Below are 16373 nucleotides of genomic sequence, written 5' to 3' on the forward strand. Positions count from 1 at the left end.
CCGACCGTAACCTCTCTGAAAAGGAGTGACTTTTACTTTTTCTCATCATAGCTATTTATTATTTTTTATATCATAGCATATTTATTTTCCAAAGCCAAATATTTTTTTCCAAATACTTACTTTTTCTTCTTTCATCGTCATGAGAGGTACCGTATCGCCAAGTATTCTTCTTGCAATATTACGATAGCCTTGCGATGACGGGTGGTTGGGGTCTAACACAACAGGGTTCCCTTTATTGGATGCCCGAACAACTTCATCATCTTCAAAGATGATCCCCAACAGTTTAATAGACAGATGACGGGTGATTTCTTCTACGTCCATAACATCTCCTGCTTCCATCATTCCTTTACGGATACGATTGATTACAAGCTGAGGTGCTTCTATAGCCGTTTGTTCTATCAGTCCGATGATCCTGTCCGCATCTCTGATAGCAGAAATTTCTGGCGTCGTGACTAAAATAGCATCATCAGCAGCAGCAATGGAATTTTTAAACCCTTGTTCAATGCCTGCCGGACAATCGATTAAAATATACTCAAAGTCTTTTTTCAGTTCTTCGACCATATCCACCATCTGGATCTCATTTATTGCATTTTTATCTGCATGTTGAGCTGCCGGAAGAAGGAAAAGCTGATCGTTGAAACGTTTATCTTTTATAAGTGCCTGATGAAGCTTTGCTCTTCCTTCTACCACATCGATGATGTCATATATTATTCTGTTTTCCAAACCCAAAATAACATCAAGGTTTCTCAACCCTATATCCATATCAACGAGACATACTTTTTTCCCTTGAAGCGCCAGTGCTGTTCCAATATTTGCGGTTGAAGTCGTCTTGCCTACTCCACCTTTACCTGATGTTATAACTATGGCTTTACCCATTATAAATACCTCCTGCATGTTTACCTATTTCTGGTCGAATAGTTTTTAAGTTTTCCAAGCTGGAAACTTCAATGATATGTAAGTCATTAACATATACAAATTCTGTTGTGTCAGAATCTTCATCCGTTAGCTGATCTTTTTTTTCTATGACATGAACATTGTCTCCTATCCGTACTTGTGCATTATACCGGAAATTAGCAACGACAACAGCACTTTCTTTCCCATAGACCCCTGCATGTGCAATGCCTTTCAGTTCTCCTATAATATAAATACTTCCCGTGGCACGAACCATGCCTCCAGGGTGAACAACACCAATGAGCAGCATGTCTCCTTCAGCCTCGACGATCTGTCCACTTCGAACTGTCCTAACTTCCAGCGTGGGACTCGCTTCTTTATGCCACTGCAGACACTTTTCCAGCGACAAAACTTCTGATTCAAATGATGAGACTTTAAAATACTCATCTTCAACGATTGCTGATACCTTTTCTTTTTCTGCATCTGTTAATTCTCTCTGACCCGTTTTGACATGAAAATTGATTTTTCTCCCAGTATGAGAATCTTTTTTCATCTGTAATGTTAATGTTTCCAGTTCTTCATACACATCCTGCAGGGAAGCTGAAGACTGAATAATAAGCTGATAACCTTCTTGGGTCCCTTTTAGTGATACCGCACTCTTCATTCTGTTCCACCTCTAGTTTTATCTTATTGATACATTGTTTTTTCTACTCGATCCAGCCTTGTTTTCTTCTAAGCTGACTAACACTTTGATCCATTCCTTGAGCGGATACCCAATGACTATAAAAGCAAGTGTATTGAATATCAATGTGCCATTCAAGCGACTGACCAGGAAGAGTTGCAGCGTCATATCGGACAGTCCGATGACTCTGTACACACTAAAAACAAATAATTCCATTAAAGTCAGTACAACAATATTAATCAGCAATATAGCAGAGAAGTAAGGATTGATTATCTGGCGGATTTGAATGACCAGATATGGAATCAACACAAATGCTGCAATATATATGCCTAAAATCCCACTGTAGTAACTGTCATAAATAAAACCGAAAACAAAAGCAAGGATGAACAACTGCTTTGGTTCCAGATAGAAAGAAAGCATGATAAGTGTAATAATGACCAGTCTGGGGATCATTACACCGAAAGACGTACTTAACTGTTCACGAAATAAATACGACAACCCTCCGTCTATGAGCAAAGTGAAAAACAGTAGAAAAACGGGAATCGTTATTTTTTTCCAGTTAGTCATCACTCTTCACCGCTCTCGGCCATACGATGGATAATGGTTACAAAACGGATAGCGTTAAAATCAGCTGAAGGTTTTACATATACCTGTTGAGCAAGGCCATGTGAATCCATTGAGACCTCTTCCACTTCACCGATAACCAGACCTCGTGGGATAGTTCCACCCAAACCGGAAGTGGTCACAAGTTCCCCTTCGCTGATTTCTACCGTTGATGTAATCTGAGACATCAGAAGCTGATTCGCATCCGCATCATAGTCGCTGATTATTCCGTATACTGTCTCATCTTCCATGACGATTTCTGAAGAAACCTGATTAGCTGTCTGCTCGATGTTTGTCAGTAGAACGACTTTTGAACTGGTCGGACTTGTTTCAGCGATACGACCGATCAGACCATTTCCGGACATGACAGGCATCCCAACTTCCACTCCATCCTGACTTCCGCGATCAACAACTAACTGGTCGACCCAGTTATCCGGATTTCGAGAGATTACGGTCCCTGAGATGGTCCGGTAATCGGTTAAAGACTGTTTCAGATCCAGTTCTTCTTCCAAGCGAGCGTTCTCATCTTTTAGTGTATTCAATTCTGCTTGACGTTCATATATCTGATCGATTTCTATTTTTAATCTCTGATTTTCAGTGTACGTATCCTGTAGATCATCTATCGAATCAAACACGCCGATTATAGCATTGGCAGGTTTGGAATAGATCCTTCCCAGAACCGCAGTAATGTCGTTGGTCGCCTGTTGAAAAAAAGGGATGTTCCCTGTGTTTCGCATGGATAACGAAATCAGCGAAACAAACATGATCACACTGATAAGCAAGACGATTAATTTTTTATTTGTAAAAAACTGGTTCAATTGTGACACCTCTTATAATTTAACTTCGCTTATTTTACCATAGATTATAGTCAGTTCGTAGAGGCAGTTTGAAATGAAGAGCTGGTATATGTGTCTAATTTTAGAACACGCATACACGGCATCATTAAACTAGCGGGAAGAATATCTTCCCGCTAGTTTACATATTTATCTCGATTGCTTTCTATATATATTCATGTGGTTCAATGCTTCACCGGTCCCTATCGCTACACAATCTAAAGGATTGCTTGCAACAAATACAGGAACATCTGTTTCTTCTGCAATAACATCGCTTAGATGCTTCAACAAAGCGCCGCCCCCTGTCAAGACGATACCACGGTCGATAACATCCGCTGAGATTTCAGGCGATGTATCTTCAAGGGTCCCCTTCACAGCGACAAGAATACTTTCGATCACTTCTTTGATGGCTTCTGCCACATCGATAGCCGGAATCGATATCGTCTTAGGTAAACCGGTCAATAAGTCCCTCCCGCGAATATCCATAGAGCCCATGTCTTTAGCAGCTTCAATAGAGGCACTGCCCAATTCCATTTTCACAGCTTCAGCCGTTCGTTCTCCTATGAGCAGATTATATTTGTTTCTGATGTATTGAATGATGGACTGATCCATTTGATCACCCGCCATTTTGATCGTACGGCTACTGACGATCCCGCCTAATGATATCGTAGCAACGTCAGTGGTCCCGCCTCCGATATCCACGACCATGCTGCCTGTAGGTTCATTGACAGGTAACCCTGCTCCTATTGCAGCAGCAAACGGTTCTTCTATCAAGTAGGCATCTCTCGCTCCAGCCATTTTTGCCGCATCGATGATGGCTCTCTTTTCAACTTCTGTTCCACCACCGGGAACACAGACAACGACTTCAGGTTTAGAACCACGTTTTCCTACGGCTTTCGTTATGAAGTATTCAAGCATGGCTGCTGTTGTATCGAAATCTGCGATTACGCCATCTTTCATCGGACGCAAGGCAACGATACTACCAGGTGTACGACCTATCATTTTTTGAGCATCTATACCAACAGATACGACTTCATCATTTGTTTTATCTTTAGCTACAACTGAAGGTTCGCCAAGGACGATACCTTTTCCTTCTATATAAACATTTGTATTAGCGGTACCTAAATCAATACCGACCCCTTTTTTTCTGAACCAGAACACTAAAAAATCTCCTTTCAACACTTTCACATACTAGCATAATAAATCCTAAACTTACATTATACAATTGTACCTTTTTATTAATCAATATGCACTAGCTAACTTACACTTTATTTTAAATTTAATATTTGAAACGTCACATTAATTATTTCTGTGCACTAAAAAACCGAGCAGGATAGATACCCTACTCGGTTAAAAAAATTATAATAGTTTAGTATTAAGCTTTTTCTACGTTAGCTGCTTGAGGTCCGCGTGCGCCTTCTTCGATATCGAAAGTAACTGCTTGACCTTCTTCTAATGATTTGAATCCTTCTTCGTTGATAGCTGAGAAGTGTACGAATACATCGTCTGCACCTTCGCGCTCGATAAATCCAAATCCTTTTTCTGCGTTAAACCATTTTACTGTACCGTTTTCCATGTTTACTGTTCCTCCTCGTGCCTTAAAGCACAATTTATTTCACATTATTGCTATAGGTACGAATCGGAATGTTATTACACATTACTTTTTTCTTTCCCTAACAAAATGCTAAATTCATAGTACCACGCCATATTATTTTGTGCAAGTATTTAGCACTTTTTTATGGGAAATATCTTATGACCACTCTGTCAAAAGCATCGGAATTCACAAAGCTCCATATTCTTTCAGACTGATGTACTGGTCCTCCCCAATAATGAAATGATCAAGAAGTTCTATACCGACGATTTTTCCCACTTCACACATCCTCTCTGTAAATCGCAGGTCAGCGTCTGAAGGTTCAGGATTCCCGGAAGGATGATTATGGGCTATGATTATACGTGCGGAGGAATATTTTATAGCCGCTTTGAATATCTCTCTTGGATGAGCAACACTAGAATTCAACCCACCTTTAAAAATCGTTTCTTTTTTTATTATTTCGTTCTTTGTATTTAAAAATAACCCCACCACCAGTTCCTGCTGCAAGCCTTTCAGTTCTTCCAGTAACAGCTTTCCTACATACTGGCTAGACGTGACTGCTCCTTCTTTTAGAACTGTTGTTTTAGCCAGACGCTTACCCAATTCGATCGTTGCCAACAGTTCGAAGGCTTTTGCTTTCCCTATTCCCGGTATGGCTAAAAGTTCTTCCAGAGTAGCATTTTTGAACATGTACAAATCATCAAAGTTTGAAAAAACCTGCATGCTAAGCTGCAGGACATTCTGATCTCTTGTTCCCGTTCGAAGCAGTATTGCCAGCAGTTCATGGTTAGCGAGTGCTTCAGGACCATATTCGGCCATCCTTTCTCTAGGTCTTGACTCTTGTGGAACATCAACAAATTTCTGATTAAGCATAGAATTCCCTCCAATAAAAAAGAAGAGAAGATTTTATCTTCTCTTCAATATATACTGTCATTTAAAAAAAATTCTCACTTTTTATTTTGATAAGAATTTTCTCCAAATCCTCACAGATTTCTAATGCTTTAGCTTTAGCTTCTTCCGACGGTTTTAAAAGATCGGGGACCATGACTACTTTATGACCGGCTTCATATGCTGCCCGAACACCATTGAGCGAATCTTCAAGAACCAGCACATCAGACTGTACATCCCCGACAAGCTGGACTGCTTTCTGGAATATTTCAGGATGAGGCTTGGATTTCGGGACTTCGTCTCCTCCAATATACGCATCGAAGTAGCCTTTGAGATCGGTCAGCTCTAAAAGTTTTTCCACTAACTTCCGTTCTGAACTGGAAGCCACGACCGTCTTATACCCCTGCTCTTTTAAATGAGCGAGCAGTTCGACTAGGCCTTTTTTTATCGCAGGCGGTTCAGATGACAGAAGGTCCTCAACATCTTTTTTGCTGTCAATAATGAACTGCTGGACATTATTTTTAGGAAACTGATCAAACATGGCCTGGAAAAAATCAGTTTCACTTGCTCCGATATACTTCTCATAAAAGGAATAGTCAAACGGAATGCTTAAGGCATCAGCCGTTTTCTGATTCGCTTTATAGTATAGTGGTTCTGTATCAAACATCAAACCATCCATGTCAAATACGACTACTTTATTCATGTTTACCCTTCTTTGACTTGCTTTAATTTTTTGATCTGGTTCGTTACCGCCTCGTACTTCTCTTTGTAATCTTGTCCTTTTTCTTTTTCAGCATTCACGATTTTTTCGGGTGCATTCTGCACGAATTTTTCATTCGCCAGTTTCTTCTCTACTCTATCCATTTCCTGCTGCCATTTGGCTTTTTCCTGTTCCAGACGCTGGATTTCTTCCTGAATATCGACTAGACCCGCTAGTGGAAGATATACTTCCGCTCCAGAAATGACTGCGGACTTCACTTCTCCAGGTATTTCCACTTCCGTATCGATCACCAGTTCATTGGGATTACAGAAACGTTCGATAAAGGAACGGTTCTCGACTAAGAAGGCTTTCTCTTTTTCACCTTTAGTTTTTATCAGGATATCGATCTTTTTAGATAGCGGACGATTGGCATCCAGACGAATGGAACGAACAGAACGGATCAGTTCAATAAGCATCTCCATGTTGGTTATCGCTTCCTGATCGTCAAACTCACTTACCGTTTCAGGATATTCTGCAACGACAAGAGACTGACCTTCATGCGGGATATGTTCCCATATCTCTTCTGTCACAAACGGCATGATAGGATGCAGGAGACGCAGTGTCTGATCCAGTACATGGACCAGGACAGATTGGGTCGTCACTTTCTGTTCATCTGTACCCTGAATAAGCAGTTCTTTACTCATTTCAATATACCAGTCACAATAATCATCCCAGATAAAGGTATACAGTCTTCTGCCGGCTTCACCAAATTCAAATTTTTCAAACAGCTCAGTCACCTGTCTGATCGTCTGATTCAAGCGAGCGAGTATCCATTTGTCTGCTATAGATTTTTCTCCCGAAAGATCGATATCCTCAAATGAGAAATCTTCGAGATTCATGATAACATAGCGGCTGGCATTCCAGATCTTGTTGATGAAGTTCCAAGAAGCATCCATTTTTTCATAACTGAAGCGCACATCTTGCCCAGGTGCTGAACCATTGGATAAGAACCATCTCAAGGCATCAGCGCCGTACTGATCGATGACTTCCATCGGATCGATACCGTTGCCTAACGACTTGCTCATTTTTCTGCCCTGTTCATCTCGAATCAATCCATGGATCAGTACATTCTTGAACGGCGCCTTGCCGGTAAATTCCAGACTCTGGAAAATCATGCGGCTGACCCAGAAAAAGATGATATCATAGCCCGTAACCAGCGTACTAGTCGGAAAATATTTTTTGAAGTCTTCTGAATCTGTATCCGGCCATCCCATGGTAGAAAACGGCCACAAAGCTGAACTGAACCATGTATCCAGAACATCATTGTCCTGCTCCCAGTTTTCGCTGTCTTCTGGAGCTGTTTCTCCCACATACAGTTCACCGGTTTCTTTATGATACCAGGCTGGGATGCGGTGCCCCCACCATAACTGTCTTGAAATGACCCAGTCATGAACGCTTTCCATCCAGTTGTTGAATGTTTTTTCGAACCGTTCAGGGACAAAGTTGACCTTGTCTTCAGTCTGCTGATTTCTCAGCGCCTGTTCTGCCAGCGGCTGCATTTTAACAAACCATTGTGTGGATAGTCTAGGTTCAACGATCACACCTGTACGTTCGGAATGACCGACGCTATGTGTCATTTCTTCAACCTTGATGAGGTTGCCGGCTTCCTTCAAATCTTTGACAAGAGCTTTTCGTGCTTCGAAGCGGTCCATGCCTTCATACTTTCCAGCTAGTTCATTCATTGAGCCGTCATCATTCATGACATTCACTTGTTCCAGGTTATGTCGTTTACCTATTTCAAAGTCATTCGGGTCGTGTGCTGGAGTGATTTTGACCACACCTGTCCCGAACTCCCGGTCCACATAATCGTCTGCTACGACAGTCAGTTCTCTTTCGACCACTGGGAGCAGCACTTTTTTACCTATGAGGTGCTGATATCTTTCATCTTCAGGATGAACAGCTACGGCTGTATCACCAAGCATGGTTTCCGGCCGTGTCGTTGCGATCTCCACTTCGCCTTCACCATCCACGATAGGATACGTGATGTGGTAGAATGCACCATTGACATCTTTATGGTCCACTTCGATGTCTGACAAGGCAGTCTGTGCCTTGGGATCCCAGTTGATAATGTATTCGCCGCGATAAATAAGTCCTTTATTATATAAGTCGACAAATACTCTGTTTACAGCATCATTCAGACCTTCGTCTAAAGTGAAACGTTCTCTTGAATAATCGACGGAAATACCTACTTTCGACCACTGTCTGCGGATATTTCCAGCATATTCTTCTTTCCATTCCCAAACTTTTTCGAGAAATTTCTCTCTACCCAGGTCATATCTTGAAATGGAATCCTGAGCTAGTTTTTCTTCTACTTTTGCCTGCGTCGCGATTCCAGCGTGATCCATCCCCGGCAGCCACAATGCATCATATCCCTGCATTCTCTTCTGACGGATAATGATGTCCTGAAGTGTTGTATCCCATGCGTGACCTAAGTGCAGCTTTCCGGTCACGTTGGGTGGAGGAATAACGACGGAATAAGGTTCTGTCCCTTTACCATCCGGTCTGAACAAATCTTCCTTCAGCCATTTTTCATAACGCCCTTCTTCTACTTTTGACGGCTCATACTTCTTTGACATGTCTAACGATTTTTCCAAAATGATCACTCCTTTTTTCTCATAAAAAAAGCATTCATCCTATGGATATAGGACGAATGCTTCGCGGTACCACCTAAATTATCACTGTATTTAAAAAACAGTGATCTCTTAACAACAGTTTTAATGGTCTGTCAGTCCAGTTACAGCTACTTCTTTGTTCACTGTATAGCTCACATGCTACTTCTCAATATGATCGATCAGGGATTTCCACCAGACACCCATTCTCTAAGATCCTCTTTATTGATACTACTCATGATCATTGCCTTGATTTATTCATTTATATTAACTCAGTTCAGCTTCTTCGTGACGCGCAGCTGATAAAGCATCTTCGTAATTTGGGTCACCGGACATTTCTTTCACGATTTCTCTATAAACGATCTGGCCGTGTCTATTTAATACAAATACGGCACGTGCGATTTTGTCCATATCTTCAATATATAGACCATATTCCTTGGCAAAGGTACGTTCGCTGTCATGCAGTAAAACAGTGTCCACATCTTTTGCCTGCCCCCACTTTTCCTGCTCTTCAACAGTATTGGCAGAGATCGAGAGGACTGTAGTATTTTTCAGCTCTTTACCTTCTGTATTAAAGGTATCCGTCTGTCTTGAACACGTACTCGTCGTTATATCCGGGAAAGTACTTAAAATAACGACTTCTCCTTCATAATCGGAAAGTTTAACGTCTTCATTGTTCAGGTTTTTAAGATTAAAGGAAGGAGCGTTATCTCCTACTTCTGGAACGGGTCCGTTTGTCTGAAATTTTTCACCTTTCATCATTACGTCCATTGTTTCCCCTTCTTTCCTATAGTATACCCTTAGTTTAACTGTTTCGGAAGAGGTTTTGCAACTAAAACATCATAACAAGTCAGCAAAGTTTTTTTCGCGTTCTTTGTTCTCGTCCGTTTCTATGCCGATCTTTTCGATTTTCATACCTTCTAATGCGCGGTCCATCAACCCATTAACGTCGATCGCTTTCTCAAAGTCTTCCACTTTCTGTAATTTCGGTTTCGTTTTCGGTCTGGTTGGTGCAAAAATCGTACAGCAGTCTTCGAAAGGCTGTACGGCCAGTTCATACGTATCGATTTGTTTCGCGATATCTATGATATCATTCTTGTCTGTGGAAATAAGCGGACGCAGGACAGGCGTGCTGGTCACAGCATTTATCGCCAGCATACTTTCAAGTGTCTGGGATGCGACCTGTCCCAGAGACTCTCCATTAACGATAGCTAAGCCATTACGTTTTCTACGGATCTCATCCGTCAGTCGCATCATCATTCTTCTTGTGATCGTCATGGAATACTCATCTGGAACTTCTTTCTTGATCTGTTCCTGGATCTCAGTGAAAGGAACTTCTATAAATATAATTTCTCCAGCAAAACGAGACAGCTTGGCCGTCAGATCTTTGGCTTTCTTTAAAGCCTGCGGGCTCGTGTATGGAGGGCTATGAAAATGGACTGCTTCTATTTCCATGCCCCTTTTCATTGAAAGATAACCGGCTACAGGTGAATCAATACCTCCAGAAAGCATAAGCATCCCTTTGCCGGAAGAACCGACTGGCAGCCCCCCCTGTCCCTGAATGGTATCTACCGATATAAAGATCCCCCTATTTCTAACTTCGACCCTAACGGTCACTGTCGGGTTTTTCATTTGTACATGGATATCTGCCATAGCATCTTCCACTGCTGTGCCCAGCATGCGATTGATGTCGTTAGTATCGTATTCAAATGAATGGTCTGAGCGTCGGGTGTTGATCTTGAATGACATGCCCGGAGTATAGTTTTTCCTGATCAGTTCGATGACGGCTTTTTCAGCTTCTTCGACTGACTTTTCGACCCTGACTATAGGCGAAAATGATTGTATACCAAATATGTCATTCAATTCTGAAATAATCGGTTCAGCATTTTCACCATGAAGTTTGACATGCATGCGGTCGCGATTGTAACTCACCTTTACCTGGTCATATTTTTTCAGTTTTTTTGTAACGTTTTTATTTAATTTCTTAATAAATATCTTTTTGTTTTTTCCTTTGGTGGATAATTCACCGTATCTTATCATTAATTCTGTGATTTCCAAATTTGTTCTCCTCTACTCAATTGATTTCAACTGTGAATAAACGGTATCGACTGCGCTCTTGAATGCATCGACTTCCTGCAGCGTGTTTATTTGACTCCAGCTTATTCGTACGGCAGACTCCGCTTCTTTTAATGAATAACCCATTTCTCTGATCGAATGGATATTATCTTTTTTTCTGCTCGAGCAGGCACTTGTTGTTGAAATATAAATGCCGTGTTTTTCAAGGGCATGAACCACGACTTCTCCCTTGATATTTTTTATTCCAAAACAGACAATATGGGGAGCACTTTCTTCTGGTGAAAAAACAGTCACTCTGTCAAGGTCGGCAAAATACGCCAACAGCGATTTCCTCATATCTAATAATTTTTGTGCGGTCTCCTCTTTATTCTCCATCAGCAATCTCAGTGATTTTGCCAGCGCTACATTGCCAGGAACATTCTCGGTTCCATTTCGAAGACCTGTTTCCTGTCCGCCGCCACTTAACAGGGGCGCTAGTTTTCTTCCACTCTTCACATATATAAATCCAGTTCCTTTGGGTGCATGAAATTTATGACCGGAAAAGACAGCTATATCGATTCTTGATTCATTTAAATCCAGATCTATTTTTCCGATAGCCTGAACAGCATCCACATGAAAGTGCACAGACGGATAAAGTTCCAGCAGTTCTCCTACTTCTTTAAGTGGCTGAAGACTACCTGTTTCGTTGTTGACTGCCATCAACGATACTAAAACCGTATCTTTTCTCAGTGACTGCTCGAGTTCCTCAAGGCTTATTTGCCCTTTTTCATCAACTGATAGATAAGTAACATCCCACCCCAGTGCTTCCAGCTGCTCCATGCTTTGGATAACGGCCGGATGTTCAGTGGACGAAGTGATGATATGGCGTCCGTAGTCCATCTTTTCTATAGCAGTGCCTTTTATAGCCAGATTATCCCCTTCGGTTCCGCCGCTGGTGAAATAAATCTCTTCTTTGCTGACATCTAATAACTCCGCTATCTGTTTTCTCGACTGAGTTAATAACTGCCTCGACTGCTCTCCCAACTGATGCAGGCTTGACGGATTGCCGTAGTACTGCTCACTGACAGATCGATACGTCGCTAACACGGATGGATCGATTTTTGTCGTTGCAGAATTATCAAAATAAATCATCTTGCACCTCTTCTTGATTCTCGTTATCATCAAACTCTATATATTATAACAAAATCCTTACAAGCTTCAAGCTATATTCGTCACTTATCGAAACACACCTAAAAAAAAACTCTCAGCCGTAAAACATCCTACGGTCCAAGAGTCTGTGTATGTCATTATTGAGCGTTTGACATTTCTTTCTTATAAAGAGACTTCACTTCTTCAAAAGCCCCCGGTTCTATCGATTCAAGTTTCTCTCTCACCATTTTAAGTGAGGTTTCATAGTTATATTCATCCAGGAACAAGGCTTCACTGTACTTGATCGTTTCCATGACTCCAGGATAGTCTTCTTTGTATCGATAGAGACGCTGGCTTGTCAATTCAGTAAGTAACGCATTGTCTACTGTCTCTTCTGTTTTATCTGCCAGATGCTCGATATCTTCATCACTAAGGGCATGAAGACGAGTCACTTCTTCTAGATCCAATCTTGGTCTGGCTAATTCCACTGACAACTGTTCAAGATGATCCGTTGTGTAAAAGAATAGGTCAAGATAATCATCCGGCAGCCCAGGAAGGTGTTTTCCCTGAATATATCTCTTCATCTCTCTCAGCGCATGCTCCATCTCTTCCAAATCTTTTTTGATTTCTTTTTCTTTATCACGGTAAGCATACAAACTCTCTGACAATGTATCGTAAGAATGTGAGAGGTTTTCCAGTTGACTAAAGGCTTGGAGCAGCAGTTCTTCAGCATCTGAATAAGCGATACTATTTTTTTCGATTTGTTCGGTCAGGCTTGCTACTACGTTTTTCTGTTCCTGCATCGCATTGTTCATTTCACCATAAGTTTCCTGTTCTCCCTGATAAAGCTGGTAGCTCTGTCCGATACGATCGATCTCAAGACTTAATTCCTTGCTTTGATTTGTAACGTAATAAATGATCTTTGGTAATTTTCTCAAAAGTTTTTCAAGTGAGTACTTGGCATTGATTTCTTTTTCCATAGCATCATACAGCTCATCAATAATCTGTTCTACATTGGCTTGTTCAGATTCTATTTCTTCTAATTCAAGTTGAGCAAGCAGACCTTTCAACTGGACGATTTTAGTTGACAGTTGACTGATATGTTCTTCAATATCAAAAGATTCTGGGAAAATATAATCCTGTTCGATCAGCTTTTCGTATCCTTCTTTAATTTCCTCAAGCTGTTTCTCATAATCATTCTCGATCTTACTGTTGAGTTCTGGGATGGAAACTATCATAGCTTCCATTTCTGTCAACCGGGATTCCAGCTGATTGACCACTTTTTTAGCTTCTTCATGGTCACCGGAAGCAGTTAAATCAGAAAACGAAGTGAAGAGATTTTCCATTACACCCAACCTATCTTCCAGGCTGTTGATCGATTCACCAAATGTAAAGCTCTTCGCCAATAATTCTTTCCTTACTTTATGATAACGTTTTTTGATCGAATCAATTTTTCGCAGATTTGCCTGTTCTCTCTGTAAAAGTTCATCCATTTTTTCAGAGGTGAGCAGGATATTTTCCTCAGTCTCTTTCAGTAATTCCTCAGCCTTCTGTTCGCTTTTGGTGGACTGGTTGAAACGGTACCGGTCCGTTGCCTGTTCAGCATCAAACAAGTGCGATTCGACAGCCGGGAGATTCTTGCCCTCAATAATATTGACGTCAGCTATGACACTGTCAGCGACTTCTTTTGACTGGCCTGTAATCATCATTTTGTCTAAAGTCCGGATCTTGTCCGAAGGCATTTTAGAATACAACTCTTTTTTTATGCGATCCAGCTCATCGATTCTCTCGTAATGTTTCTTTCTGATAAAATATGTAACGGTATAGATCAATATAGCAAGTATAACAATACTTAATGTAATGATTAATTCAACTGTCATTCTTTCGCCTCCAACACATCTTTGCCTTTTATGGCATTCTCACTCTTTTGTCTAGTATATCAAACTTAAGTGAATTATGTTATACTAGCAAGCAAATTAAATAAATTTAATAGAGAAAGGATTAACTTATGTCGAACGAAATCAAATACATGCTGAATAAACAACTGGCGGCCATTATAGCAGACGAAACAAATATGATCGCAAATCTGAGTAACGCCTCTGCACTCCTCTCAGAACAGTTTTCAAATATCAACTGGGCAGGTTTTTACCTGTGGGATGAAAATGATAATGAACTGATTCTTGGCCCCTTCCAGGGAAAAGTAGCCTGTATCAGGATCAAAGAAGGCGACGGCGTCTGTGGAACAGCTTTGAAAGAACAGCGTTCACTTATCGTCGACGATGTTCACCTTTTCCCTGGTCATATCGCCTGTGACGCCGCAAGTCAGTCTGAAATCGTTGTGCCTATGATAAAAGACGGAAAGAAAATTGGTGTCTTGGATATGGATGCACCGGTTAAAAACCGCTTCACAGAAGAGGACCGTTTAATGTTGGAAGAATTTGTCAGTGTATTATTGCAGCACCTGCATATCTAAATGACCTGTCGTTTCTTACTATTACGTGTAATCTGAATAGAAAAAATGAAAATATAAAAAGACCGAAAGAATCTTCTGTAAAAGAGAGATTTCTTTTGGTCTTTTTATATCCATTATCGGTTCTGCCTCCATTTTTTCAGTGAATAGTCGAGTTCAGGACGTCCGTAAATTGCTGTACTTCACTTTTTCACTGAATCGTTGAGTTCAGACCGTTCAAAAAGTGCTGTACTCCACTTTTTCAGAAAATAGTTAAGTTCAGGACGTTTATCATGTGCTGAACTTGATTCTTCCATAAAAAAATTCAAGTCACTAATCCAACCTGCTAAACAAGACTTCTTCTTTTATTTGAAAAATAATAATGCAAAAAAGCGCAAAAAACACACCCCATGCTATAATAAATACAAGTAAATTTTTATTTTTTTAGTTGAGTGCTAGGTGCTGTTGCCGCAGACCTAGTGCTCTTTTTTCGTTATATGGAACTTTATCCGTTAAAATTTTATAAATGATTCGAAGTAACTTATGACCACAGGCTACCACAGCCTTCATTTTAGATCCTCTACTGGAAATGCGGTAATACACTGATCGAAAAGCAAAATCTTTCGATCGACCGGCGATGCCCCCGCTGGAAATGAGTGTGGTCTTTAAATACTTATTTCCTGGGGTTATTCGCGACGATTTCTTTTTTCCCGCGCTTTCATTTGATCCAGGGGATAGTCCTGCCCATGAAGCGAGGTGACCCACTGTTTTAAAGCCCTCTGTATTTGGACCAATTTCAGCTAAGATAACAGCGGCACCCTGTTCTTTTATCCCAGGGATCGTTAGCAGCAAGTCGTATTCCTCCGGAAAATGAAGCAGAATATACTTACGGATGTGGCCTTCGATCTGTTGGATCTTTTCACTGTAAAATCGGTATTCATCTAGCGAATCCTCGAGTAATTGTCGATCAGTGACTGATAGTTTTCCGTCCATCGCGCGGAGGATATCTTCGGGAGAGGCTTTGACTTTCCCGTGCATACAGGCACTGACAGACGCCAAACTTAACACTTCACCGTTGATAAATAGTTGAAGCAAGGCTTGTCCTGTTTTGGAAAAAATGTCAGACAAGTAACCCGTCAGTTTGATATTGGAACGTTGAAGGATATTATGCAATTCATTCTTGGCTTGTGTTCGTTTTTGAGTATAAGACAGCCGACGGCGTGTCATCAGACGTAGTTCCATAACTACAGGTGCAGGAATGTAAGACGATTGAATCAAGCCGCAACGGCCGAGTTGCGCAATCCATTCGGCATCTTTCATATCTGTCTTACGCCCGGGCACATTTTTAATGTGTTGAGGATTAGCCAAAATCAACTGCCCTGTTCCTTCGGAAAAAATATTAAACACGGGCACCCAGTACTGTCCCGTACTTTCCATGAATATATCTGTGACGTGATGGTCTTCCAGCCACTGAAGGGCCTCTCGAAGTTCATCCGTTCTAGTGCCAAAAGTTTTCTGGATTTTTTTAGGTCGGTTTGTATCTAAAGGTCCGTCAAGAATACAGCAAACGATGGATTTCTGATGCACATCGATACCACAACATGTTTCAATCATCACTTCCATGACCATAACCTCCATCTATAAATTAGGAAACAAACCGTCTTATAAAATGTTGTAATTTTATTTCCACATTCAATGATGTATTCGGCTTATTGCAAAAGATAAGACGGTCATCCAGTTTATTAAACAGGTTCGGCAAAACCCATTAAGAAGTCGGATTGGTGTTTCCTGAGACCATTATAAAATAAAAAGATTTTTCTGTCCTGGTTTAGATTGCGGAGCAATCTTATTGTTTATTAAGAT

15 protein-coding genes and 2 other annotated features (1 of these 17 only partly in view) are annotated in these 16373 nt (G+C 40.9%); of the genes, 1 reads left to right on the forward strand and 14 read right to left on the reverse strand.

Annotated features, from left to right (window positions below; genetic code table 11):
* Positions 1–58, reverse strand: a binding site (T-box leader) (it extends 179 nt beyond the left edge of the window).
* 23 nt (positions 59–81) lie between these two features.
* The 13 genes from minD to BMX84_RS01010 form a co-directional block, all read right to left on the reverse strand.
* Positions 82–876: a septum site-determining protein MinD gene (minD, locus tag BMX84_RS00950; RefSeq protein WP_091486112.1), complete on the reverse strand. Its 795-nt coding sequence runs from the start codon at positions 874–876 to the stop codon at positions 82–84.
* Positions 869–1555, reverse strand: a complete 687-nt coding sequence (locus BMX84_RS00955; protein WP_091486114.1) for a septum site-determining protein MinC — start codon at positions 1553–1555, stop codon at positions 869–871. Before BMX84_RS00955 ends, minD begins: the two co-directional genes overlap by 8 nt.
* An 18-nt stretch (positions 1556–1573) precedes the next feature.
* Positions 1574–2140, reverse strand: a complete 567-nt coding sequence (gene mreD / locus BMX84_RS00960) for a rod shape-determining protein MreD (protein WP_091486117.1) — start codon at positions 2138–2140, stop codon at positions 1574–1576.
* Positions 2140–2994, reverse strand: coding sequence for a rod shape-determining protein MreC (mreC, locus tag BMX84_RS00965; protein ID WP_091486120.1), 855 nt, complete (start codon positions 2992–2994; stop codon positions 2140–2142). Before mreC ends, mreD begins: the two co-directional genes overlap by 1 nt.
* Positions 2995–3159: 165 nt before the next feature.
* Positions 3160–4170, reverse strand: a complete 1011-nt coding sequence (locus BMX84_RS00970) for a rod shape-determining protein (RefSeq protein WP_091486122.1) — start codon at positions 4168–4170, stop codon at positions 3160–3162.
* 214 nt (positions 4171–4384) lie between these two features.
* Positions 4385–4585 (reverse strand): cold-shock protein, encoded by a 201-nt coding sequence (locus BMX84_RS00975; protein WP_034302391.1) that lies wholly within the window; start codon positions 4583–4585, stop codon positions 4385–4387.
* Between the two features lie 204 nt (positions 4586–4789).
* A complete protein-coding gene (gene radC / locus BMX84_RS00980; protein ID WP_091486125.1) occupies positions 4790–5473 on the reverse strand; it encodes a RadC family protein in 684 nt (227 codons plus the stop codon).
* A gap of 61 nt (positions 5474–5534) precedes the next feature.
* A complete protein-coding gene (locus BMX84_RS00985) occupies positions 5535–6191 on the reverse strand; it encodes an HAD family hydrolase (protein ID WP_091486127.1) in 657 nt (218 codons plus the stop codon).
* A gap of 2 nt (positions 6192–6193) precedes the next feature.
* Positions 6194–8824 carry a valine--tRNA ligase gene (locus tag BMX84_RS00990; protein WP_143058649.1) on the reverse strand — a complete coding sequence of 877 codons (2631 nt, stop codon included), beginning with the start codon at positions 8822–8824 and terminating at the stop codon, positions 6194–6196.
* Positions 8825–8887: 63 nt separating this feature from the next.
* Positions 8888–9111 (reverse strand) — a binding site (T-box leader).
* A 13-nt stretch (positions 9112–9124) separates the two neighbouring features.
* Entirely contained in the window at positions 9125–9628 is a 504-nt protein-coding gene (locus BMX84_RS00995) for a thiol peroxidase (RefSeq protein ID WP_091486133.1), read from the reverse strand.
* Between the two features lie 69 nt (positions 9629–9697).
* A complete protein-coding gene (thiI, locus tag BMX84_RS01000) occupies positions 9698–10915 on the reverse strand; it encodes a tRNA uracil 4-sulfurtransferase ThiI (protein WP_091486136.1) in 1218 nt (405 codons plus the stop codon).
* Positions 10916–10927: 12 nt separating this feature from the next.
* Entirely contained in the window at positions 10928–12064 is a 1137-nt protein-coding gene (locus BMX84_RS01005; protein WP_091486138.1) for a cysteine desulfurase family protein, read from the reverse strand.
* A gap of 155 nt (positions 12065–12219) precedes the next feature.
* Positions 12220–13941: a septation ring formation regulator EzrA gene (locus BMX84_RS01010; RefSeq protein WP_091486141.1), complete on the reverse strand. Its 1722-nt coding sequence runs from the start codon at positions 13939–13941 to the stop codon at positions 12220–12222.
* 128 nt (positions 13942–14069) lie between these two features.
* Between BMX84_RS01010 and BMX84_RS01015 the strand changes: the two genes are divergently transcribed.
* On the forward strand, positions 14070–14534 hold the full coding sequence (locus tag BMX84_RS01015) for a GAF domain-containing protein (RefSeq protein ID WP_091486143.1): 465 nt from the start codon (positions 14070–14072) through the stop codon (positions 14532–14534).
* A 420-nt stretch (positions 14535–14954) separates the two neighbouring features.
* On the opposite strand, the gene BMX84_RS01020 is transcribed toward BMX84_RS01015, so the two are convergent.
* Complete coding sequence (locus BMX84_RS01020; RefSeq protein ID WP_177165413.1) at positions 14955–16133, reverse strand: IS110 family RNA-guided transposase; 1179 nt, start codon at positions 16131–16133, stop codon at positions 14955–14957.
* Positions 16134–16373 lie beyond the last annotated feature (240 nt).

Origin of the sequence: Alkalibacterium putridalgicola (genome assembly GCF_900109825.1) — a bacterium.
Taxonomy (GTDB): domain Bacteria; phylum Bacillota; class Bacilli; order Lactobacillales; family Carnobacteriaceae_A; genus Alkalibacterium; species Alkalibacterium putridalgicola.